The sequence below is a fragment of the Actinomadura madurae genome, assembly GCF_900115095.1.
Taxonomy (GTDB): domain Bacteria; phylum Actinomycetota; class Actinomycetes; order Streptosporangiales; family Streptosporangiaceae; genus Spirillospora; species Spirillospora madurae.
Genome location: NZ_FOVH01000032.1, coordinates 1 through 20,885, shown reverse-complemented (window position 1 = coordinate 20,885; position 20,885 = coordinate 1). Strand labels below are relative to the sequence as shown.

The 20,885-nt window shown below is 73.3% G+C and carries 20 protein-coding genes; 14 read left to right on the top strand and 6 right to left on the bottom strand.

The genetic code is table 11. The features are described from left to right. Positions 1-80: 80 nt before the first annotated feature. Positions 81-470: a hypothetical protein gene (locus tag BM339_RS45845; RefSeq protein ID WP_021597095.1), complete on the bottom strand. Its 390-nt coding sequence runs from the start codon at positions 468-470 to the stop codon at positions 81-83. A gap of 167 nt (positions 471-637) precedes the next feature. After that, positions 638-1,174 (bottom strand): hypothetical protein, encoded by a 537-nt coding sequence (locus BM339_RS45840; protein ID WP_075024925.1) that lies wholly within the window; start codon positions 1,172-1,174, stop codon positions 638-640. 164 nt (positions 1,175-1,338) lie between these two features. On the opposite strand from BM339_RS45840, the gene BM339_RS52410 reads away from it, so the two are divergent. Together BM339_RS52410 and BM339_RS45830 are read left to right on the top strand one after the other, a co-directional pair. Then, the gene (locus tag BM339_RS52410) at positions 1,339-4,218 is read left to right on the top strand and encodes an AfsR/SARP family transcriptional regulator (protein WP_075024924.1); all 2,880 of its coding nucleotides are present in this window, start codon (positions 1,339-1,341) and stop codon (positions 4,216-4,218) included. Next, on the top strand, positions 4,215-7,067 hold the full coding sequence (locus BM339_RS45830; protein ID WP_075024923.1) for an FAD-binding and (Fe-S)-binding domain-containing protein: 2,853 nt from the start codon (positions 4,215-4,217) through the stop codon (positions 7,065-7,067). Before BM339_RS52410 ends, BM339_RS45830 begins: the two co-directional genes overlap by 4 nt. Here the strand turns inward: BM339_RS45830 and BM339_RS45825 are convergent. Beyond that, a complete protein-coding gene (locus tag BM339_RS45825) occupies positions 7,064-7,801 on the bottom strand; it encodes an IclR family transcriptional regulator (protein ID WP_075024922.1) in 738 nt (245 codons plus the stop codon). The two genes, BM339_RS45830 and BM339_RS45825, sit on opposite strands and share 4 nt — an antisense overlap. Positions 7,802-7,894: 93 nt before the next feature. Here BM339_RS45825 and BM339_RS45820 point away from each other — a divergent pair, with 93 nt between their 5' ends. The 4 genes from BM339_RS45820 to BM339_RS45805 all read left to right on the top strand — a co-directional run bounded on the left by BM339_RS45820 (position 7,895) and on the right by BM339_RS45805 (position 11,353). Further along, positions 7,895-8,692 (top strand): 2-keto-4-pentenoate hydratase, encoded by a 798-nt coding sequence (locus BM339_RS45820; RefSeq protein WP_021595957.1) that lies wholly within the window; start codon positions 7,895-7,897, stop codon positions 8,690-8,692. Beyond that, a complete protein-coding gene (locus BM339_RS45815) occupies positions 8,689-9,636 on the top strand; it encodes an acetaldehyde dehydrogenase (acetylating) (protein ID WP_083598570.1) in 948 nt (315 codons plus the stop codon). Before BM339_RS45820 ends, BM339_RS45815 begins: the two co-directional genes overlap by 4 nt. Continuing rightward, positions 9,633-10,658, top strand: a complete 1,026-nt coding sequence (gene dmpG, locus BM339_RS45810; RefSeq protein WP_021595955.1) for a 4-hydroxy-2-oxovalerate aldolase — start codon at positions 9,633-9,635, stop codon at positions 10,656-10,658. The genes BM339_RS45815 and dmpG overlap by 4 nt, the downstream gene beginning before the upstream one ends. Positions 10,659-10,762: 104 nt before the next feature. Continuing rightward, positions 10,763-11,353, top strand: coding sequence for a TetR/AcrR family transcriptional regulator (locus BM339_RS45805; RefSeq protein ID WP_021595954.1), 591 nt, complete (start codon positions 10,763-10,765; stop codon positions 11,351-11,353). Positions 11,354-11,357: 4 nt separating this feature from the next. Here BM339_RS45805 and BM339_RS45800 read toward each other — a convergent pair whose 3' ends face one another. After that, entirely contained in the window at positions 11,358-12,209 is an 852-nt protein-coding gene (locus tag BM339_RS45800; protein WP_021595953.1) for a universal stress protein, read from the bottom strand. Positions 12,210-12,329: 120 nt separating this feature from the next. Here BM339_RS45800 and BM339_RS45795 point away from each other — a divergent pair, with 120 nt between their 5' ends. From BM339_RS45795 to BM339_RS45785, 3 genes are all read left to right on the top strand, one after another. Beyond that, complete coding sequence (locus BM339_RS45795; RefSeq protein ID WP_143118863.1) at positions 12,330-12,890, top strand: Rv1733c family protein; 561 nt, start codon at positions 12,330-12,332, stop codon at positions 12,888-12,890. Between the two features lie 182 nt (positions 12,891-13,072). After that, on the top strand, positions 13,073-13,606 hold the full coding sequence (locus BM339_RS45790) for a DUF6232 family protein (protein ID WP_021595951.1): 534 nt from the start codon (positions 13,073-13,075) through the stop codon (positions 13,604-13,606). Then, positions 13,603-13,956 carry a hypothetical protein gene (locus BM339_RS45785; protein WP_021595950.1) on the top strand — a complete coding sequence of 118 codons (354 nt, stop codon included), beginning with the start codon at positions 13,603-13,605 and terminating at the stop codon, positions 13,954-13,956. Before BM339_RS45790 ends, BM339_RS45785 begins: the two co-directional genes overlap by 4 nt. 91 nt (positions 13,957-14,047) lie before the next feature. Here the strand turns inward: BM339_RS45785 and argG are convergent, their stop codons facing one another. Continuing rightward, on the bottom strand, positions 14,048-15,496 hold the full coding sequence (argG, locus tag BM339_RS45780; RefSeq protein WP_021595949.1) for an argininosuccinate synthase: 1,449 nt from the start codon (positions 15,494-15,496) through the stop codon (positions 14,048-14,050). A gap of 98 nt (positions 15,497-15,594) precedes the next feature. On the opposite strand from argG, the gene BM339_RS45775 reads away from it, so the two are divergent. After that, the gene (locus tag BM339_RS45775; RefSeq protein ID WP_021595948.1) at positions 15,595-15,927 is read left to right on the top strand and encodes a YnfA family protein; all 333 of its coding nucleotides are present in this window, start codon (positions 15,595-15,597) and stop codon (positions 15,925-15,927) included. On the opposite strand, the gene BM339_RS45770 is transcribed toward BM339_RS45775, so the two are convergent. After that, on the bottom strand, positions 15,905-17,377 hold the full coding sequence (locus tag BM339_RS45770; protein WP_075024920.1) for a DHA2 family efflux MFS transporter permease subunit: 1,473 nt from the start codon (positions 17,375-17,377) through the stop codon (positions 15,905-15,907). The two genes, BM339_RS45775 and BM339_RS45770, sit on opposite strands and share 23 nt — an antisense overlap. Before the next feature lie 25 nt (positions 17,378-17,402). Here BM339_RS45770 and BM339_RS45765 point away from each other — a divergent pair, with 25 nt between their 5' ends. The 4 genes from BM339_RS45765 to BM339_RS45750 all read left to right on the top strand — a co-directional run. Next, positions 17,403-17,849: a MerR family transcriptional regulator gene (locus BM339_RS45765; RefSeq protein ID WP_021595946.1), complete on the top strand. Its 447-nt coding sequence runs from the start codon at positions 17,403-17,405 to the stop codon at positions 17,847-17,849. A 295-nt stretch (positions 17,850-18,144) separates the two neighbouring features. Further along, positions 18,145-18,963 (top strand): phosphatase PAP2 family protein, encoded by an 819-nt coding sequence (locus tag BM339_RS45760; RefSeq protein ID WP_021595945.1) that lies wholly within the window; start codon positions 18,145-18,147, stop codon positions 18,961-18,963. Between the two features lie 197 nt (positions 18,964-19,160). Beyond that, a complete protein-coding gene (locus BM339_RS45755; protein ID WP_075024919.1) occupies positions 19,161-19,970 on the top strand; it encodes an SAM-dependent methyltransferase in 810 nt (269 codons plus the stop codon). 265 nt (positions 19,971-20,235) lie between these two features. Beyond that, positions 20,236-20,885, top strand: a 650-nt coding sequence (locus BM339_RS45750; protein ID WP_075024940.1) for an ABC transporter ATP-binding protein, incomplete at its 3' end; no start/stop codon positions are given.

The window sequence follows — 20,885 nt, the reverse complement described above, 5'->3', positions numbered from 1 at the left end:
ACCGCGCGACCACGGAAAGGGACGATGGTCCCGACCCTGGTCGTTCCGGCGTCCCGGGAGGTGCGGGACACTTCCGGCGATCAGCCGAGCTGGACGCCGAAGAACAGCGCGGCGAGGGCGCCCAGGGCCCCGAGCGCCCCCCACACGGCCAGCCCGGCCTTCGACGTGGCGCGGGTGTGCAGGAACGCGGCCACCCCCGACAGCAGCACGAACGCCAGCTTCACCTCCAGGGTCCGCTGCGCGGCGCCCCCGATGTCGCCCGAGGTGATGTTCCAGACGCCGGTGAGGACGAGCACGGCGAACGCGGGCCAGGCGACCGCGTTGTAGCGGCGGGCCGCGACCTTGGTGACGCCCTCGTAGCCGCGCAGCGCGGGCACGAGGGCGCCCAGCGTGATCTGCCCGCCGACCCAGATCGTCGCGGCGAGCACATGCAGGAAGATCCGTACGTCGGCGGTGGTGACGGCGAGCACGAGGGGCCTCCGAGGGCGGACCGGGCGGTGATCGGTATCGGTCGCTCCGGACGTTACCGCCCTCCCCCGCGACCTCCCGCAGAACCCCCCGCCATCCAGCGACCCGCCCCCGCAACGGCGATGGCCGCCCGCTCTCCGGCGGAAAGGCGGGCGGCCATTGCGGGGAGTCAGGAGATGATGAAGGAGCTCGCGACGTTGTCGAAGGCCTTGTTCTTCGGATCGGTGTGGTAAAGGCAGGTCGACGGCTGGCTGAGCCGGCGGCAGTAGTCGGCGAACCCGGTGCTGCCCCGCTGGTTCGCCGTGAGGTCATGCCCGTCGTACAGCTTGATGTTGCAGTTGGTGGCGTCGTTGCTCTGCACGGAGCTGATCCGGTTGTCCCAGAAGTCGTTGTGGGCGATGTTGTACGGGTATTCGACGTCGAACGGCCCCGAGCACTTGCTCACGCCGTTCGGCAAGTAAAAGGTGACCTCCGCGCCCTCGTAGTACGGGTGCTGGTACACCTTGATCGCCCACGGGCCGGCGGCGGCGCGCTGGGCGGCACTGCCGCAGTCCGCGCCGCCGCCCGCCTTGAGCACGCAGACGCGGGCCCCCTCGGCGGGTGCGGTGTCCTGGGCGAAGGCGGCGGGCGCCGCCGCCGCGGCGAGCGCGGCGGACGCGCCGAGGACGGCGGCGCGGGCGGTCGCGCGGGTGAGCTTGTTCCGCATGAGATCCCCTTTTCTCCGGGAAGATCGGTACGCGCCGCACGCTAAGAATGCCGCGTACATCCGCCGTATACGCGGCGTAGATCATCGCGAGAACGGCGATTGACCGAACGGCTGATCATCAAAGAGGGCATGCGGAACGCCGAAAGCGGAGCAGGTCGCGTGTTATGGTCCCGGCACGGGGGATGGGGGACGGGGGTCTCTTCATGCGTTTCGGAATATTAGGGCCACTCTCGGTCACCGAAGGCGGGCGGACCTTCGAGTTGACATCGTCCAAATCGCGTGTCGTGCTCGCGGTTCTCCTCCGCCATGCCAATACCCCGGTCTCCGACGATCTGCTCGCGGACGCTCTCTGGGGAGACCGGCCGCCCCGGTCGGCCGCGGCGAACCTCCGCATGTACGTGCACACGCTGCGCAGGACGCTGGAGAGCGCGGACCGGATCGCCAGGGTCCCGCCCGGCTACGCGCTCACCGTCTGTCCAGGGGAGCTCGACGCCCAGCGCTTCGCGAATCTGGTCCGGCAGGGCCGGGAGGCCGGTGAACGGGCGGACGCGGCCGCCGCGCACGCCGCGCTGAGCGAGGCGCTCGCACTCTGGCGCGGGGACGCCTACGCGGGGCTGGACGACCTCCCGCCGCTGCGCGACGAGGCCGTGCGGCTGGAGGAGCTACGCCTGGCGGCCGTCGAGGACCGCGTCTCCGCCGGCCTGGACCTCGGCCGGCACGGCGAGCTGGTGCCCGAGCTCCGCGCCCTGGCCGCCGAGCACCCGCTCCGGGAACGGTTCCGGGCGCAGCTGATGCTCGCCCTGTACCGCTCCGGCCGGCAGGCCGAAGCCCTGCAGGTCTACCGCGACACCCGGCGCGTGCTCACGGAGGAGCTGGGCATCGAGCCCGGCCCTCGGTTGCGGCGGCTGGAGGAGGCCGTGCTCGCGAACGACCCGTCACTGGACCTCGCCGTTCCGGTCTGGGCCGTCCCGCCGCCCGGACAGCCGGCGTGGCCCGCCCCTCAGCAGCTGCCCCCGGGCGTGGCGGGGTTCACCGGCCGGGCCGAGGAGCTCGCCCGGCTGACCGGCCTGGTGCCGGAGGAGGGCGCGTGCCCGAGCACCGTGGTCATCGCGTCGATGTCGGGGATGGCCGGGGTGGGCAAGACGACCCTCGCCGTGCACTGGGCCCACCGCCTGCGCGATCGTTTCCCGGACGGGACGCTGTTCGTGGACCTGCGGGGCTACGGCAGGACCGGCCCGCCCGCGCGGCCCGACGAGGTGCTCGACGGGTTCCTGCGCGCCCTGCGAGTGCCGCCCGCGGCGATCCCCCCGGCACTTGAGGAGCGGGCGGCGATGTACCGGTCACGGCTCGACCGGCGGCGCATGCTGATCGTGCTGGACAACGCCGCCTCGTCGGAACAGGTCGGCCCGCTCCTGCCGGGGACGGGCGACTGCATGGCGGTCGTGACCAGCCGCGGCAGCATGTCCGGCCTGGTCGTCCGGACGGGCGCGCACCGGATCCCCGTCGGTCTCCTGTCGCGGGAGGAGTCGCTGGCGCTGCTGCGCGAGGTGATGGGAGCCGGCCGCGTCGACGCCGAGCCCGAGGCGTCGGCGGAGGTGGCGCGGCTCTGCGCGTACCTGCCGCTGGCGCTGCGCCTGGCCGCGGAACGCGCCGCGGTGCGCCCGCACCTCTCACCGGCCGAGCTGTGCCGGGAACTCCAGGACGAGCGCGGCCGGCTGGACCTGCTCGCGGCGGCCGACGACGACAGTGTCGCGGTGCGCGCGGCGTTCCGCTGGTCCTACCGCGCGCTGCCGCCGGACGCGGCCCGCACCTTCCGTCTCCTGGGCCTGCATCCGGGACCCGACATCAGCCTGGACGCGGCCGCCGTCCTCACCGCCCAGGAGAGGCGGCGGACGAGGGAGCAGCTGGAGGCGCTGACCGACGTGCACCTGCTCCAGGAGACGACGCACGGGCGGTACCGGCTGCACGACCTGCTCCGCGTCTACGCCAGGGACCGCGCCGCCGCCGACGAGCCGGGGCCGGAACGGGACGCGGCCGTGCGGCGGGTCCTCGGCTGGTACCTGTCCACGGCCGACGCCGCCGACCGGGTCCTGATGCCCGGCCGCCGGCGCGTCCCGATGGACCCGCCGCCGCCGGAATGCCGCCCCGCGGCCCTGGACTCCGCCGCCGAGGCGCTGGAGTGGTGCGAAGCGGAGAGGCTCAACCTCGTGGCGGCGACACGGCACGCCGCCGAGACCGGCATGCACGACGTCGCCTGGAAGCTGCCGTTCACGCTCTGGAGCTATTTCAGCCTCTGCACCCGCTGGACGGACTGGATCGTCACGCACGACATCGGCCTCGGCTCCGTCCGCGAGAGCGGGGACAGGTACGGCGAGGCGCACCTGCTGACGAGCATCGCCAACGCCTACCGGGAGGTGCGGCGCTTCGACGAGGCGTTCGAGCGGTTCGCGGCGGCCATCGCCATCGGCCGTGAGATCGGCGAACCGTGGATCGAGGCGTCCGCCCGCACCCTGCGGAGCGTGGCGCTCGCCGATCTCGGCCGGTTCGGCGCCGCGATGGTCGACTGCGAGGACGCGGAGGAGACCTTCCGCGCCATCGGCGACCGGTGGGGCGAGGCATGGGTGCGCTACCAGCTCGGCGAGATCTGCGGGAAGGTCCGCCGTCCCGCCGAGGGCATCGAGCACTCCCGGCGGGCCCTCGCGCTGTTCGAGCGGGTCGACGACCGCTGGGGGGCGAGCCGGGCGCTGTGGGCGCTCGGCCGGGCCTACCGCGACCTCGGGCGCCGGGAGGAGGCCGAGGACCACTCGCGGCGGGCCCTGGACGCCGCCCGCGCGATCGGCAACCGCCTCGGCGAGGGCTTCGCCCTGCTCGACCTCGGCAAGATCAAGGAGGACGCCGGCGACGGCGCCGCCGCGCGGCGGCTCTGGCGACAGGCGCTCGGCATCTTCGAGCAGCTCGGTGCCCCGCAGGCGGAGAGGGTCCGGGCACGCCTGGCGGCCTCCCCGGCGGCGTCGCGGGCCGATGACCTACCGTTGTCACCGTGACCGACCATCGTGAGCAGGGGGAGCTGGCGGGCGCGCTGCGGCGGGCCGGGGTGAGCGGGGTGCACGATTCCGCGCTCGCGCGCTCGATGTACTCGTCGGACGCCTCGCTGTACCGCGTGCCGCCGCAGGTCGTGGTGACGCCCCGGGAGTCGGGCGAGCTGCCGGCCGTGCTGGAGGTGTGCCGGGACGCCGGGGTGCCGCTGACCATGCGGGGCGGCGGGACGTCCATCGCGGGCAACGCGGTCGGTCCCGGCGTCGTCGTCGACGTGAGCCGGCACCTGAACCGGGTGCTGGAGATCGACCCGGAGGCCGGGACGGCGCTGGTCGAGCCCGGGATCGTGCAGGCGCGGCTGCACGAGGTGGCGGCGGGGCACGGGCTGCGGTTCGGGCCCGACCCGTCCACCCGGACGCGGGCCACGCTCGGCGGGATGATCGGCAACAATGCGTGCGGTTCGCGGGCGCTGGGGTACGGACGGACGAGCGACAACGTGCTCGGGCTCGACGTCGTCGCCGGGTCCGGGGAACGGCTGCGCCTCGGGGACGTGCCGGGCGCGGCGACCGGCGGAGCGCTGCTCGACCGGCTGCGGGGCCTGGCCGGTGAGAACCTCGCGCTGATCCGGACGGAGTTCGGGCGGTTCGGCCGCCAGGTCTCCGGCTACTCGCTGGAGCACCTCCTGCCGGAGAAGGGGTTCGACGTCGCGCGGGCCCTGGCCGGCACCGAGGGGACGCTGGCGCTGACCTTGGCGGCGCGGCTGCGGATGGTGCGCGAGCCCGCGTGCCGGCTGCTCGTGGTGCTGGGGTACGGGTCGATGGCCGAGGCCGCCGACGCCGTCCCGGCGATCCTCCCGTACGGGCCGGTCGCGTGCGAGGGGCTGGACTCGCGGATCACGAACGTCGTCCGGGAGCGGCGCGGCGCGGACGCGGTGCCGCCGCTGCCGGCCGGCTCGGGCTGGCTGCTCGTCGAGCTGGCCGGGCCCGAGCCGGGGGCGCTGCGGGCCACCGCGGGGAAGGTCGTCGGCGAGTCCGGCTGCACCGGTTCGATGCTGGTCGAGGACATGGCGCTGGCCGACGCGCTGTGGCGGATCCGCGAGGACGGGTCCGGCCTCGTCGCGCGCACGCCCGAGGGAGAGCAGGCGCACGCCGGGTGGGAGGACGCGGCCGTCCCGCCCGAGCGGCTCGGCGCCTACCTGCGGGAGTTCGAGACGCTGCTCGGCGAGCACGACCTGTTCGGCGTCCCGTACGGGCACTTCGGCGACGGCTGCATCCACGTCCGGATCGACTTCCCGTTCGGGCGCGCGGACGGGACGCGGATGTTCCGGGACTTCCTGAACGAGGCGGCCGCGCTGGCGGCCCGGCACGGCGGCACCATGTCCGGCGAGCACGGCGACGGGCGGGCCCGCAGCGAGCTGCTGCAGCACATGTACTCGGCCGAGGCGCTCGCGCTGTGCGCCGAGGTCAAGGACGTCTTCGACCCCGGCGGCGTGCTGAACCCGGGCATCGTGGTGCGGCCCGCTCCCGTGGACGCCGACGTGCGCGCCGTGCAGCTGATCCCGTTGAACCGGGGCCTCGGCCTCGCCTACCGGGACGATCGCGGCGACCTGTCCCGGGCCGTGCACCGGTGCACGGGCGTGGGCAAGTGCCGCGCCGACAACACCGGCGCGGGCGGCGTGATGTGCCCGTCCTACCTCGCGACCCGGGAGGAGAAGGACTCCACGCGCGGCCGGGCCAGGGTCCTGCAGGAGGTCGTCAGCGGGAAGCTCGGCCCGGACGGCTGGAGGTCCGAGGCCCTGCACGACGTCCTGGACCTGTGCCTGTCGTGCAAGGGCTGCGCGTCCGACTGCCCGACCGGGATCGACATGGCGTCCTACAAGGCCGAGGCGCTGCACCAGCGCTACAAGGGCAGAATCCGGCCCCGCGCCCACTACGCCCTCGGGTGGCTCCCGCGCTGGACGCGGCTCGCGGCCAAGGCGCCCGCGGCGATCCGGGCGATGAACGCGGCGATGCGGTCGCGGGCCTTGAGACCGCTGGTCGCGTGGGGCGCGGGGATCGACCGGCGGCGGACGCTGCCGGCGTTCGCGCCGGTGACGTTCCGGCGCTGGTTCGCGTCCCACCGCAGCCCGGAGGGCCGCAACGGCGACGTCGTGCTGTTCGTGGACAGCTTCACCGACGCGTTCTCCCCCGAGGTGGGGCGGGCGACCGTGCGGGTGCTGGAGCACGCCGGCTACCGCGTCACGGTGACCGAGCGGCCCGTCTGCTGCGGGATCACGTGGATCTCGACCGGCCAGCTGGACGGGGCGCGTGCGCAGGCCCGCCGCACGGTCCGGGCGCTGCTCCCCCATGTGCGGCGGGGCGCGAAGGTCGTCGGGATGGAGCCGTCCTGCACCGGCGTGCTGCGGTCCGACGCCGAGGAGCTGCTGCGGGGCGTGGACGCCGCTGCGGCGCGCGAGGTCGCCGCCGCGACCCGCACCCTGGCCGAGCTGCTCGCCGAGACCCCCGGCTGGGCCCCGCCCGACCTGTCCGGCGTCACCGGGATCGCGCAGCCGCACTGCCACCACCACGCCGTCATGGGCTGGACGAGGGACGCCGCCCTGCTGCGGGAGGCGGGCGCGGACGTCGCCCGGCTCGGCGACTGCTGCGGCCTCGCCGGGAACTTCGGCGTCGAGAAGGGCCACCACGACGTGTCGGTCGCGGTCGCCGAGCACCGGCTGCTCCCGGCCGTCCGCAAGACCGGGACGGGCGAGGTGGTGCTCGCCGACGGGTTCAGCTGCCGGACGCAGCTGCGCGAGCTGGCGGAGCGCGACGGGGAGCACCTGGCGCAGCTGCTGGCCCGGCACCTGCCGGAGGGCTAGCCGCCGAGGGTGCGCGACAGGGTGAGCGCGGCGGTGTGGACGGCCGGCGCGACCGCCGGGAGCCGCATCGTGGCCGACCAGCCCGACACCGACAGGGCGCCGAGGGCGAGGCCGTCGGCGCCGAGGACGGGGCTGGCCGCGCACACGATCCCCGCGCCGGACTCCTCCCGGTCGTAGGCGACGCGCTCGCGCCGGATCCGCTCCAGCTCCCTGGCGAGCAGGCCGGGCGCGGTGACGCTGCGCTCGCTGGTCTTGACCAGGCCGGACTCCAGCACGCCCTGCACCACCTCCGGCGGGGAGAACGCCAGGATCGCCTTGCCGACCCCGGTGACGTGCGCGGGCAGCCTGCCGCCGACCTGGGACGGGAGCCGCGGCCCGCCGGAGGAGCCGAGGATCTCCACGTACACCACCTCGCCGCCCTCCAGCACCGCCAGGTGGACGGTCTGCCGCGTCGCCTCCCGCAGGTCCGACATGTAGGGGACGGCGGCGTCCCGCAGCACCCGCTGGCGCGGCACCCGCTGCCCGATCTCGAACAGCTTGAGCCCGAGCCGCACCCGCGTGCCCTGCCGCTCCAGCAGGCCGGCCTCGACCAGGTCGACGGTGATGCGGTGCGCGGTGGACCGCGGCAGGCGGCTGCGACGGGCGAGCTCGGCGGCGCCGAGCGCGTCGTCGTCGGCGCGGAACGCGGTCAGCACCGCGACGGCACGGCGCAGGAAGCTGTCGTCCGACGGCATGCAAGAAGTGTCTCACCACACGGGACGAACGCGTTGCCCGCGGTGCCGCGGGCGGGAGAGGCTCGCCCTGCCCATACGACGAAAGGACCACCCATGGACCCCGGTTCCGTGGAGAAGGCCGCGGCCGCGCTGCTCGACGCGTACGCCACCGGCACTCCCATCGCGCCGCTGACGAAGGACCATCCGGATATGTCGGTGGCCGACGCCTATGCGGTCCAGCTCGCCCAGGTCGAGGCGTGGACCGCCCGCGGCGCGCGGATCAAGGGCCACAAGGTCGGGCTGACCTCGGCCGCGATGCAGCGCCAGATGGGCGTCGACCAGCCGGACTTCGGCGTGCTGCTGGACACGATGTTCCTGCCGGAGAGCGGTCCGATCGACACCGGCCGGTTCCTCCAGCCGCGGATCGAGCCGGAGATCGCGTTCGTGCTCGGGCGCCCGCTGGCCGGGCCCGGCGCGACCGCGGCGGACGCCGTCGCGGCCGTCGAGTACGTGCTCCCGGCGCTGGAGGTCATCGACTCCCGCATCGCGGACTGGAAGATCACACTGCCGGACACGATCGCGGACAACGCCTCCAGCGGCGGCGTCGTGCTCGGCACCCGCCCGGTCCGGCTGGACGACCAGGACCTGTCGCTCATGGGCTGCCTGCTGCGCCGCGACGGCGACCTGATCGACACCGGCGCGGGCGGCGCGGTGCTGGGCTCGCCGATCAACGCGCTGGTGTGGCTGGCGAACGTCCTCGGCGAGCGCGGCGTATCGCTGGAGGCGGGCCACGTGGTGCTGCCCGGCTCGATCACCGCCGCCGTCCCGGTCGCACCCGGGGAGACGCTGACGGCGACGTTCGCCGGGATCGGGTCGGTGACGGCACGGTTTGGAAGGGAGGAGCTCAAATGAGTGAAGCGGCCCGGGGGGCGCGGAGGGTCGCCCCCTCGCAAGGTGCAGGGCGCAAGCTGACCGCGGCGATCGTCGGGCCCGGGAACATCGGCACCGACCTGCTGGTCAAGCTGGACCGCAGCGAGCTGATCGACGTCCACTCGATGGTCGGGGTGATCCCCGAGTCGGACGGGCTCGAACGCGCACGCCGGATGGGCGTCCCGGCCTCGGCGGAGGGGGTGGACTGGCTGCTGAAGCAGCCGGAGCTCCCCGACATCGTCTTCGAGGCGACCTCGGCGAAGGCGCACCTGGCCAACGCCCCGCGCTACGAGGAGGCGGGGATCACGGCGATCGACCTGACGCCCGCCGCGGCGGGCCCGCTGGTGTGCCCGCCGGTGAACCTGGACTCGCTGTCGGACGCCCCCAACCTCAACATGATCACGTGCGGCGGGCAGGCGACGATCCCGATCGTGCACGCGGTGTCGTCGGTGGTCCCGGTGCCGTACGCGGAGATCGTCGCGTCCATCGCGTCCCGCTCGGCCGGGCCCGGCACCCGCGCGAACATCGACGAGTTCACCGAGACCACGGCCCGCGCGATCGAGCAGATCGGCGGCGCCGGGCGGGGCAAGGCGATCATCATCCTGAACCCGGTCGACCCGCCGATGATCATGCGGGACACGGTGTTCTGCGCGATCCCGCCCGACGCCGACGCCGCGGCGGTCGCCGAGTCGATCGAGAAGATGGTCGCGGAGGTCGCGGCCTACGTCCCCGGCTACACGCTGCGGGCCGAGCCGCAGTTCGACGAGCCCCGCGACATCTGGAACGGGATGGCCCGCGTCGCGGTGTTCCTGGAGGTGCGCGGCAACGGCGACCACCTGCCGCCCTGGGCCGGGAACCTCGACATCATGACCGCGGCGGCGGCCCGGGTCGGCGAGCAGCTCGCGCGGAGGAAGGCCACCTCATGAGCGAAGACAAGATCAGGATCACCGACTCGACGCTGCGGGACGGCAGCCACGCGATGGCGCACCGCTTCACCGAGGAGCAGGTCCGCGGCGTCGTGCACGCCCTCGACTCCGCCGGGGTGGAGGTCATCGAGGTCACGCACGGCGACGGCCTCGGCGGCTCGTCGTTCAACTACGGCTTCTCGCTGGAGGACGACGTCAAGCTCGTCGCCGCGGCCGTGGACGAGGCGACCCGCGCGAAGATCGCCGTCCTGCTGCTGCCGGGCTGCGGCACCGTGCACGACCTGCGGATGGCGCACGACGCGGGCGCGTCCGTCGCCCGGGTCGCGACGCACTGCACCGAGGCGGACGTGTCGCTGCAGCACTTCGCCGCCGCCCGCGACCTCGGCATGGAGACCGTCGGGTTCCTCATGCTGTCGCACCGGATCGGCCCCGAGGAGCTGGCGAGGCAGGCGCGGATCATGGTGGACGGCGGCGCGCAGTGCGTCTACGTCGTCGACTCCGCCGGCGCCCTGGTCCTCGGCGAGGCGCAGGAGCGGATCAGCGCGCTGGTCAAGGAGATCGGGCACGAGGCGCAGGTCGGGTTCCACGGCCACCAGAACCTGTCGCTCGGCGTCGCGAACTCCGTCCTGGCGCAGCAGAACGGCGCCCGGCAGATCGACGGGGCGCTGTGCGCGCTCGGCGCGGGGGCGGGCAACTCCCCCACCGAGGTGCTGGTCGCGACGTTCGAGCGGCTCGGCGTCCCGACCGGCGTGGACGTGCAGGGCGCGATGGCGGCGGCCGACGACGTGGTGAAGCCGTTCCTGCACCGGCTGCCGTTCGCCGACCGCGGCGCGATCACCCAGGGGTACGCGGGCGTGTACTCCAGCTTCCTGCTGCACGCCGAGCGCGCCGCCGAGCGGTACGGCGTCCCGGCGCACGAGATCCTGCAGAAGGTCGGCGAGGCCGGGTACGTGGGCGGCCAGGAGGACATGATCATCGACGTGGCCCTCCAGCTCGCCGCCGAGCGGGAGCGCGCGTCCTGACCGCCCGGGGCCCGCTCGGCCGGGCGGGCCCCGGGCGCCGGGAGGCGTCGGCCGCGGCCTTCGCGATCTTTGCAGCATGCAAGCGTTGGGATAGCTTGAACGGCATGACCCCCGAGGACCATCGCGCGTCGACTCCTCGCGGGCGGGCGCGCCGCGACCAGCTCGTGCGGATCGGCCTCGATCTACTCGCCGAGGGCGGATGGCCCGCGATCACGGCGCGGGCCGTCGCGGACCGGGCCCGCATCCGGCCGGGCCTGCTGCACCACTACTTCAACGGGCTGCCGGGCCTGCACGTCGCGGTCGCGCAGCGGGCCAGCGAGATGATCACCGATCCGGTGGTGGACGCGCTGGTCGACGCGCCGGACACCGAGGCGGCGCTGAAGGCGCTGCGCGACCTCGTCCCGCGCATGATCGCCGGGGAGCGCAACCTCCGGCTCGCCGCGGAGCTGCTCGTCCGGGCGCTGCGCGACCCGCGGATGGGCGCCGAGCGGCGGGACTGGTCGCGGGCCGTCCGCGGCCGGATCGCGGCCCGCCTGGAGCAGCTGTGCCCGGCCTGGCCCGCCGAGCGCCGCGAGGGCACCGCCATGCTCTTCACCGCCATGCTGGACGGCCTGATGCTGCAGCTGATCCTCGACCCGGACCTGCCCGCCGGTCCCGCCCTGCACGCGACCGAGGCCCTGGTCGCCGACCCCTGACCCGTCAGCGCGGGCAGGACGGCACAATCGCCACCGCGCAGCGGGCGTCCCTGAGCATCCGCGAGCTGGTCGAGCCCAGCCCGCCGGTGGCCGCGGCCCGGTCGCCCAGCACCAGCAGCCCGGCGTCGCCGGCCGCGCTCCGCAGCGCCTCGGCGGGCCGCTCCAGGAGCAACGAGACCTCGATGTCGAGCTTCGGGTACCGTTCCCGCCACGGCCCCACGGCCTCCTCCAGCTCGGCCGCGCGGGTCTTCTCCAGCAGCTCCCTGTCGGTGAACAGCGACAGCTCGTACTCGTCGACCGCCGCGGGTTCCCAGCACCCGTAGACGACGTGCACGTCCCAGTCGCGCATGGCCGCCTCGCCCATGGCGAACCCCAGTGCCGCATCGCACCACGCCGACCCGTCGGCGCCCGCGACCACCCGGCGCGGGCCCGTCCCGTCCCGGACGACGATCACCGGCCGGTCGGCGCGCGCGGGCAACTCCAGCGCCGTCGCGCCCTCGTCCAGCCGCTCGCGCGCCCCGATCACCACCACGTCGGCCCGGCCGGACGCCTGCAGCAGCGCCCTCGGCACCGGGCCCCGCATGAGGAGCGTGTGCACCGTCCCGGGCGCGCCCAGCTCCTTCGCCCTCTGCACGCCCTGCTCCAGCAGGTTCTGCCCCGCCCGCTTCATGACCGCCTCGCCGTGCGGGTCGGTGTGCCCTTCGGGGTAAGGCCAGTGCCAGCAGTGGCACAGGATCAGCTCCAGCCCGCGCAGCCGCGCCTCCTCGACCGCCCAGCGCAGCGCCGCGTCGTTCTCCGCCGTCCCGTCATAACCGAAAAGGACGTGCGTCCCCTGGTTCCTCTCTAAGCGCTCCATGTGCCTGCCCTCCTCCCGCCAGTCTGCGCGCACTTCGCGCGGACCAGAAGAGGCGTTGGTCCCTGGCCGTGTGCGTGACCACTTTCCCGAGCCATTACTGTCACGGGGAAGGAGGAGGCGATGAGAAGGTTGGGACGGGTCCGGCGCCGGTTCGGCTTCGACCGCAACGAGCTGCGACGCACCGTGGACCGCCGCCAGCGGGCGGCCGGCGCGGCGACGGCGGCCCTGTTCGTCGTCCTCGCCCCGCCCGTGTCGGCGAGCCTGGCCGCCGACGCCTACCAGAGCGGGGTCCGGGCCGAGCACTACCATCTCCGCCGCGTCACCGCGCAGATCATCCACACCGCGCCCGGCGGCGGCGCGGGCGTGCGCCACACCTACGCCGAGCTGGCGTGGACGTCCCCGGAGGGCGTCCCGCGGACCACCGTCGTCCCGGCGGACAAGTCCGTCCGGCCCGGCATGGGGCACCGCATCTGGGTGGACGCCGAGGGCAACCCGATCCGCCGCCCCCAGACCCACGCCACCACGGTCACCACCACGGCCGTCGCCGCGGCCATGGCGCTCGTCGCGATCGGTCTCCCGCTGCTCTCCCTGTACCTCCTCGTCCGGCGCGGATGCGACCGCCGCCGCTACCTCCTCTGGGACGAGAGCTGGAGCGCCCTGGCCCGCCGCAAGGCCACCTGAAACTCCCCGCGTTCCATCGCGCCCATTCTGCTTAATACCGCGCGCCCGGCCGTTGTCACATCCGGGAAACCACGCATGTCCCACTCTGGACAAAGCCCTCGATTACTCGCCGGTTTCCTATATAACTGTTTCTCACGGGGACAAAGGATCTGCAAGATCCATTCTTTCGACGGGGGTCGGCAATGAGCGAGGCGCGCACGGCGAGCATCGTCGAGGTGCGGCAGAATGCGCTGTGGTTCGGCAATGAGCAGGTCTACCAGATCCGGAACATCGTCCGGGTCCAGGAGCAGGAATGGACGACGCAGCTCGACTACGCCGAGCCGGCGACGTTGCGCAGGCGGCTGGCCGTCGTGGGGGTCTTCGGCCTGGTCGCCATGCTGGTGGCAGCGGCGGCGGGCGGCGGCATGTGGGCGGGGCTCGTGTTCCTGGCCACGGCCTTCCTGGCCGGCCGGATCCTCTACCAGCTATGGCGCATCTACACCAACGAACCGCGCCACGCGGTGGTCGTGCAGACGACCGGGACGCCCATCGGGATCTTCACCACCAATGACGAAGGAACGGCGCACAAACTGTTCCATCTCATCGTCGCCGCGATCGAGGATCCGACGCACGCCCGGCGGGAGACGATCAACATCACCATCGAGGGCGACCAGATCAACCAGGTCGCCAATGACTCCAGTTCGCTTATCGGGAAACTGGTCGGGGCGAAGGCGTGAACAGCGACGAAAGGCCCGTCAACTACACGCGGCAGGGCGACATCATCAACATGCGGGCGCAGCACGGCGGAGTGGCCGTCGGCAAGGTGGTGGGCAGTCCCGACGATCTCCGCGAGGCCGTCGGTGCGCTGAAGGACCTCCTGGAGCACCTCAAGGAGAACGGGGCGGTCGACGAGGACGGCGAGATCGTCGACGAGGACGCCGTCCGCGCCGAGACGGCACGCCGGGGCGGGCGGTTCCGGGCCCTTCTCGGCCCCGTCACGCGGGCGACGGGTCAGCGGATGCTGGAGTCGGTGCACGACCAGGCCGCCGCCACCGTCGTCGACACCCTCGTCCATCTCCCGGGGTAGGGCTCGCGACCGGGGGGTCAGAGACCGCTGCGTCCCCCGGGCGCGGTGCGCCGCCCGCTGCCGGTCCGGAGCGGGCGGCGCACGACATTCCTCAGTCGGTGCCGGACTCCATGGCCGCGCGGTCGAGGACCTCGGCGTCGCCGGAGTCCTGGCCGCGGGAGGCGATCGCCTGGGCGCCGCCCGCGTCCATCGCGCCGATGAGGCCGGTGGACGCGGCCTGCGCCGCGCCGATCAGGGCCGGGTGCGAGCTGCCGACCATCCCCAGCCCGGCGTATTGCTCCAGCTTGGCGCGGGAGTCGGCGATGTCGAGGTTGCGCATGGTCAGCTGGCCGATCCGGTCGACGGGGCCGAACGCGGAGTCCTCGGTCCGCTCCATGGACAGCTTGTCCGGGTGGTAGCTGAACGCGGGCCCGGACGTGTCGAGGATGGAGTAGTCCTCGCCCCGGCGCAGCCGCAGCGTCACCTCGCCGGTGACGGCCGTCCCGACCCAGCGCTGCAGCGACTCGCGGAGCATGAGGGCCTGCGGGTCGAGCCAGCGGCCCTCGTACATGAGCCGGCCCAGCCGCCGCCCCTCGGCGTGGTAGGTGGCGAGGGTGTCCTCGTTGTGGATCGCGTTGACGAGCCGCTCGTAGGCCGCGTGCAGCAGCGCCATGCCGGGCGCCTCGTAGATGCCGCGGCTCTTGGCCTCGATGACGCGGTTCTCGATCTGGTCGGACATGCCCATGCCGTGCCGGCCGCCGATGGCGTTGGCCTCCAGCACCAGGTCGACCGCGGTCCCGAACTCCTTGCCGTTGATCGTGACCGGGCGGCCCTGCTCGAAGCCGATCGTGACGTCCTCGGCGGCGATCTCCACGGCCGGGTCCCAGAACCGCACGCCCATGATCGGCTCGACGATCTCGATGCCGGCGTCGAGGTGCTCCAGCGCCTTGGCCTCGTGGGTCGCGCCCCAGATGTTCGCGTCGGTGGAGTAGGCCTTCTCCGTGCTGTCGCGGTAGGGCAGGCCGTGGGCGAGCAGCCACTCCGACATCTCCGTCCGGCCGCCGAGCTCGGTGACGAAGTCGGCGTCCAGCCACGGCTTGTAGACCTGCAGGGCCGGGTTGGCGAGGAGCCCGTAGCGGTAGAACCGCTCGATGTCGTTGCCCTTGAAGGTGGACCCGTCGCCCCAGATCTGGACGTCGTCCTCCAGCATCGCGCGGACCAGCAGCGTGCCGGTGACCGCCCGCCCGAGGGGCGTGGTGTTGAAGTAGCTGCGCCCGGCGGACCGGATGTGGAACGCGCCGCACGCCAGCGCCGCGAGCCCCTCCTCGACGAGGGCGGCCCGGCAGTCGACCAGGCGCGCGACCTCCGCCCCGTAGGTGGCGGCGCGTCCGGGCACCGAGGCGATGTCGGGCTCGTCGTACTGCCCGATGTCGGCGGTGTAGGCGCACGGCACGGCGCCCTTGTCGCGCATCCACGCGACCGCCACCGACGTGTCGAGGCCGCCGGAGAAGGCGATCCCGACGCGCTCGCCGACGGGCAGGGAGGTCAGCACTTTCGACATGAGTAGAAGTATGCACCCTCCTGCATGAACATGCAAAGCCTCCCGGCCGTGACGACGGCCACGCTGGTCACCGCCGGGCGGCCGGTACGGTTCGGGGCATGACGGTCGTCCGGTCCCTGGTCCTGTTCGTGCTCGCGGCACTCGCCGAGATCGGCGGGGCCTGGATGATCTGGCAGGGCGTCCGCGAGCACCGGGGCGGCTGGTGGATCGGCGCGGGCCTCGTCGCCCTCGGCCTGTACGGGTTCGCCGCCTCGCTCCAGCCGGACGCCCACTTCGGACGGGTGCTGGCCGCGTACGGCGGCGTGTTCGTGGCCGGCTCCCTCGGCTGGGCCGTCGTCATGGACGGGTTCCGCCCCGACCGCTGGGACGTCGCCGGGGCCGCCATCTGCCTTCTCGGCGTCCTGACCATCATGTACGCGCCCCGCTCGTGACCCCCGGTCCCGGCGCCGCGCGGTCGGCGTCCTCGAACAGGGACGCCGCGCGGTCGGCGGTGGCGAGGGCCGGGCGGCCGGTGCTGAGGAGCGCCAGCAGCACGATGCCCGCGCCGAGGGCGAGCACCAGCCACCACACGGCGTGTTCCGCGTCGGTGAAGGACGCCCCGCCGTGGGCCGGGGACGAGCCGACGAGCGTCCCCGCGAGGGCGACGCCCAGGGTGGTGCCGGTCTGCCGTCCGGCGGAGGCCAGGGAGGCCGCGACCCCGGCCATGGAGCGCGGCATGCCGGACACGGCCGTGTTGGTGATCGGCGGATTGACGGTGGCCAGGAAGACACCGAACAGCAGGTAGATCGCGAGGACGGCCGGGAGCGGCGTGTCCGGGCCGAGCCAGAGGGACGCGCCGCCGCCCAGTGCCAGGGCCGTTCCGGCGATCATCAATGGCAGGCGGGGGCCGCGGGCGCCGATCATCCGGCCGGTGGCCGGGGACAGCACCACGACCAGTGCCCCCACGGGGAGCAGGCACAGCCCGGCCGCGAGCGCGGGCATGCCGCGCACGTCCTGGAGGTACTGGGTGGTGACGAACAGGAACGCGCTGAACCCGCAGAGGCCGCCGAGCGCCATCAGGATCGCCGAGCTGAACGGCACGCTGCGGAACAGGCGCAGTTCCAGCAGCGGGTCGGCGCGGCGGGGCTCGTACGCGAGGAGGCCCAGGATCCCGGACGCGGCGACGGCGAGCAGGCCGAGGATGATCGGGGACGTCCAGCCCAGCGTCCGGGACTCGATGATCGCGTAGACGCCGCTTCCCAGGACCAGGACCACCAGGGCCTGCCCCACCGGATCGAACCGGCGCGCTCTCGGGGCGCGGGACTCCGGCACGAACAGCGCGGTGCACACGAGCGCGGCGGCCACGACCGGCACGTTGACCCAGAAGATGGAGCGCCAGCCGAGGCCGTCGACGAGCCCGCCGCCGAGGATCGGGCCCAGCGCCAGCGACAGGCCGGTCACCGACCCGAGGACGCCGATGGCCCGCGCCCGCTCCCCCGGTTCCGGGAAGGTGTTCGCGACGATCGCCATCGCGACCGGGTTGAGCATCGTCCCGCCGGCGGCCTGGAGGGCACGCGCGCCGATCAGCCAGCCGATCCCCGGCGCCAGCCCGCACAGCAGCGAGCCGAGGCCGAACGCGGCGAGGCCGATCTGGAAGACGCGCCGGCGCCCGGCCCGGTCGGCGGTGGATCCGGCCAGGACGAGGAAACCCGACAGCACCAGGGTGTACGCGTCGACCGTCCATTGCAGGCCGGACACGGAGGTGCGCAGGTCATGGCGGATCGCCGGCAGCGCGACGTTGACGATGGAGATGTCCATGACGACGACGAACACGCTGGCGCAGCAGATGGCGAGCACCAGGCGGCGCCGCGCCGCGGGCACCGGGAGCGTTGGGTCACTCATGGCACCGGACGCTAGAATTTAGAGTGTGCTCGAAGTCAACAAGCCGGTGGCCGAGGCGGGCGTGACGATCGCGGAGGCGGCCCGGCGCACCGGGGTCAGCGTGCACACGCTGCGCTATTACGAGCGCGCGGGGCTGGTCGTCACCCCGATCGACCGCACGGCCACCGGACGGCGCCGCTACCACCGGCTCGACCTCGACTGGATCAAGATCTGCACGAGGCTGCGCGCCACCGGGATGCCCGTCAAGAGCATCCGCCGCTACGCCGAGCTCGTCTCCGCGGGACGCGGCAACGAGGAGGAGCGGCTCGCCCTGCTGGAGTCCCACCGCGCCGACGTGACCGCGAAGCTCGCCGAGGTCGAGGAGAACCTCAAGCTCATCGACCACAAGATCGACGTTTACCGGGGCCGCCTCGAAGCCGGGGACGCCGACCGCCTCTGGGCCCCCACCCGCGAGACCGGCGCCGGCGCGTAACTCCGCCCCGCTCACCAGCGACTTCACCGCCGGCACGGGAGACGACGGTTCCACCGGGGTCGAGGGTGCCGCCACTGGCGGCACGGGGCGCTTGAGGCATGATCCACCCCCGGTGCACACCGGCGGGCTCACCGCGTATACGGTCAGCGGTTGAGGCGGCTCGTACACGTCCCCCGCCGGGACGTTCGGAAAGAGAGAAGGCTGAACCGTCCGCGCCTCGATCATGCCCCCCGAGGGGCGACGCACCGGTTGTGACAGCGACGTCCGTCGACCGCGCCGCAAGCGGCCATGGCTGGTGGGCGAGTTGGTGATCGTCTACGTGCTGGTCGAGGTCTACGGCCACGTCCGGAAGCAGGCCCACACCCGGTATGACGCAGCGCTCGCCCACGGTCGCGGCATCCTGCACATGGAAGGCCACCTCGGCCTGGACTTCGAACTCCGCGCCAACCTGTGGCTGACGCGGCATCATGATCTGTCGCAGGTGACCGTCTGGATCTACCAGCACATGCACACCGGCCTCACCATGTGGGTCCTGCTGCTCTGCTACCTCACCGGACCGGGTGTCTACAGGCCCGCGCGCAACGCCCTCGTCCTGATCAACCTGGTCGGGCTGGCGGTGTTCTTCGCCTTGCCGGTGATGCCGCCGCGCCTGCTTCCGGGCGAGGGGTTCGTCGACTCGGTGGCCCATGCCGGGTTCGGCACCACCCACAGCCCTCCGCTGCCCGCCGACCAGTACGCGGCCATGCCGTCCCTGCACCTGGCATGGGCCGTGTGGGTCGCGATGGTGGGCCTGACGCTGCTGCGGCCTTTCCGCGTGCGATGGGTCGCCGTCCTGCATCCGATCACCACGGCCGTCGTCGTGGTCCTGACCGCCAACCACTATGTCCTCGACGTCGTGGCCGGGGCGGCGGTGGCCATGGCGGCGCTGTCGGCGACCGGACTGATCTGGGCGGGCAACGGGACGCTGTACGCCGGTGGCCAGCTGATCCGCCGCAAGCGGCCCGTCCCGGGACCGGACGCCGGCTCCGCCGGGGACGGGGCTTCGCGCGTACCGGACGTCGAGGACCTCACCGAGGCCGAAGCGGCGGGAAGCGGCGGCCAGAGCTCCCCTTGAACGGCTGCCCGTCACGTGGGCCCGCCGCGCAGGACGGCGGCGCCTCACGTCCGCTCGCGGGTGTGCCGATCGCCGAGGATGAACGGCCGGTCGTCCCGCCGCGCGATAAAACCGTCCCGACTCCCTCTGCAATGTCCGGAAAACCACCGGGTTTCGCCCTAGAATCGGGCGATCATTCGCGCAGGGGAGGTTCGTCCGTGAGCGGTGAACACCATCCGGAATGGGTGATCGACCCCGACACGCCCAGCGTGGCCCGGATGTACGACTACTACCTCGGCGGGAAGGACAACTTCGCCGCCGACCGCAGGGCCGCCGACCAGGTGGTGGCGGCCATGCCGAACGTCCTGGCGTTCACCCGCGCCAACCGCGGGCTGCTGTCCCGAGCCGTCACGATGATGGCCGCGGACGGCGTCCGGCAGTTCATCGACATCGGCTCGGGGCTGCCGACGCAGGAGAACGTGCACGAGGTGGCCCAGCGCGCCGCACCCGGCTCCCGGGTCGTCTACGTCGACAACGACCCGATCGTCCTCACGCACGCCCGCGCGCTGCTGACCGACAATCCGCACACCACGGTCATCCAAGGCGACCTGCGCGAACCCGACGGCATCCTCGACCACCCCGTGATCAAGGAACGGATCGACTTCGGCCGGCCGGTGGGCCTGCTGATGCTGGCCATCCTGCATTTCGTCCTGGACGACGACCGTCCGGCCGACATCGTGGCGAGGCTCCGCGCGCCGCTGGCCCCCGGCAGCTACCTGGCCATCTCGCACGGCCACCGGGGCGCGATCACCCGGGACGTCGAGGACCAGGTCCGGTCCGCCTACGGCAGGACGGGAGCGGGCGACATCGTCCCGCGCGGCATCGACGAGGTCGCGACGTTCTTCGAGGGCACCGAGCTGGTCGGGCCCGGCCTGGTCCAGGTGGCCGACTGGCGGCCGGACGCCGAGCCGCTCACGTCCGACCTCTCCAAGCCCGGCTTCCTCGCCGGCGTCGGCCGCGTGGTCTGACCCGCCGCACCACCGGAAAAGGCACCTCCTACCCGCCGAACAGGGACGGGTTCGAACAGGGCGTCGGCATGCCTTGATTTTAGTAGCGTCTGATACTGTCTCAATTGAGACCATTACACGGTGGGCGGCCGTGCGAGACCGACCAGGAGAGCTGTTCATGCCCGACCCGACCCCGCGGCGCGCACCCGAGATCCCCGCGCCGCACACGCACCACCACGCCGCGACCGCTCCCCCGGCGGCCGGACCCCGGTCCGGCGAGCCGGTCATGGTCGCGGCCGACGTGGTCAAGACCTACGGCGCCGGCGACGGCGCGGTGACCGCGCTGCGCGGGGTGTCGGCCGCGTTCCCCCGGGGGCAGTTCACCGCGATCATGGGGCCGTCCGGCTCCGGGAAGTCGACGTTCCTGCACTGCCTCGCCGGCCTGGACACGGTGACCTCCGGCACCGTCGCCCTCGGCGAGGTCGACCTCACCCGCCTGTCGCGGACCAGGCTCACCGAGCTGCGCCGCGACCGGCTCGGGTTCGTGTTCCAGTCGTTCAACCTGCTGCCGATGCTGACGGCGGAGGAGAACATCCGGCTGACCGGCCGGCTCGGGAACCGCCGCGCCGACCGGGCCTGGTTCGACACCATCGTGGACGCCCTCGGCCTGCGCGAGCGGCTGTCGCACCGCCCCAGCGAGCTGTCGGGCGGCCAGCAGCAGCGGGTCGCGGTGGCACGCGCGCTGCTGACCCGGCCCGAGGTGCTGTTCGCCGACGAGCCGACCGGCAACCTCGACTCCCGCTCCGGCGCCGAGGTACTGGGATTCCTGCGCCGCGCCGTCGACGCCTACCGGCAGACCGTGATCATGGTGACGCACGACCCCGGCGCCGCCGCGCACGCCGACCGGGTGCTGTTCCTCGCCGACGGGACGATCGT

What these genes read in the sequence shown, in the direction of transcription:
- BM339_RS45840 (WP_075024925.1), bottom strand. Translation starts at nt 1,174, where the DNA reads ATGCGGAACAAGCTCACCCGCGCGACCGCCCGCGCCGCCGTCCTCGGC.
- BM339_RS52410 (WP_075024924.1), top strand. Translation starts at nt 1,339, where the DNA reads ATGGTCCCGGCACGGGGGATGGGGGACGGGGGTCTCTTCATGCGTTTC.
- BM339_RS45825 (WP_075024922.1), bottom strand. Translation starts at nt 7,801, where the DNA reads ATGCCGTCGGACGACAGCTTCCTGCGCCGTGCCGTCGCGGTGCTGACC.
- BM339_RS45820 (WP_021595957.1), top strand. Translation starts at nt 7,895, where the DNA reads ATGGACCCCGGTTCCGTGGAGAAGGCCGCGGCCGCGCTGCTCGACGCG.
- BM339_RS45815 (WP_083598570.1), top strand. Translation starts at nt 8,689, where the DNA reads ATGAGTGAAGCGGCCCGGGGGGCGCGGAGGGTCGCCCCCTCGCAAGGT.
- dmpG (WP_021595955.1), top strand. Translation starts at nt 9,633, where the DNA reads ATGAGCGAAGACAAGATCAGGATCACCGACTCGACGCTGCGGGACGGC.
- BM339_RS45805 (WP_021595954.1), top strand. Translation starts at nt 10,763, where the DNA reads ATGACCCCCGAGGACCATCGCGCGTCGACTCCTCGCGGGCGGGCGCGC.
- BM339_RS45800 (WP_021595953.1), bottom strand. Translation starts at nt 12,209, where the DNA reads ATGGAGCGCTTAGAGAGGAACCAGGGGACGCACGTCCTTTTCGGTTAT.
- BM339_RS45795 (WP_143118863.1), top strand. Translation starts at nt 12,330, where the DNA reads ATGAGAAGGTTGGGACGGGTCCGGCGCCGGTTCGGCTTCGACCGCAAC.
- BM339_RS45790 (WP_021595951.1), top strand. Translation starts at nt 13,073, where the DNA reads ATGAGCGAGGCGCGCACGGCGAGCATCGTCGAGGTGCGGCAGAATGCG.
- argG (WP_021595949.1), bottom strand. Translation starts at nt 15,496, where the DNA reads ATGTCGAAAGTGCTGACCTCCCTGCCCGTCGGCGAGCGCGTCGGGATC.
- BM339_RS45775 (WP_021595948.1), top strand. Translation starts at nt 15,595, where the DNA reads ATGACGGTCGTCCGGTCCCTGGTCCTGTTCGTGCTCGCGGCACTCGCC.
- BM339_RS45770 (WP_075024920.1), bottom strand. Translation starts at nt 17,377, where the DNA reads ATGAGTGACCCAACGCTCCCGGTGCCCGCGGCGCGGCGCCGCCTGGTG.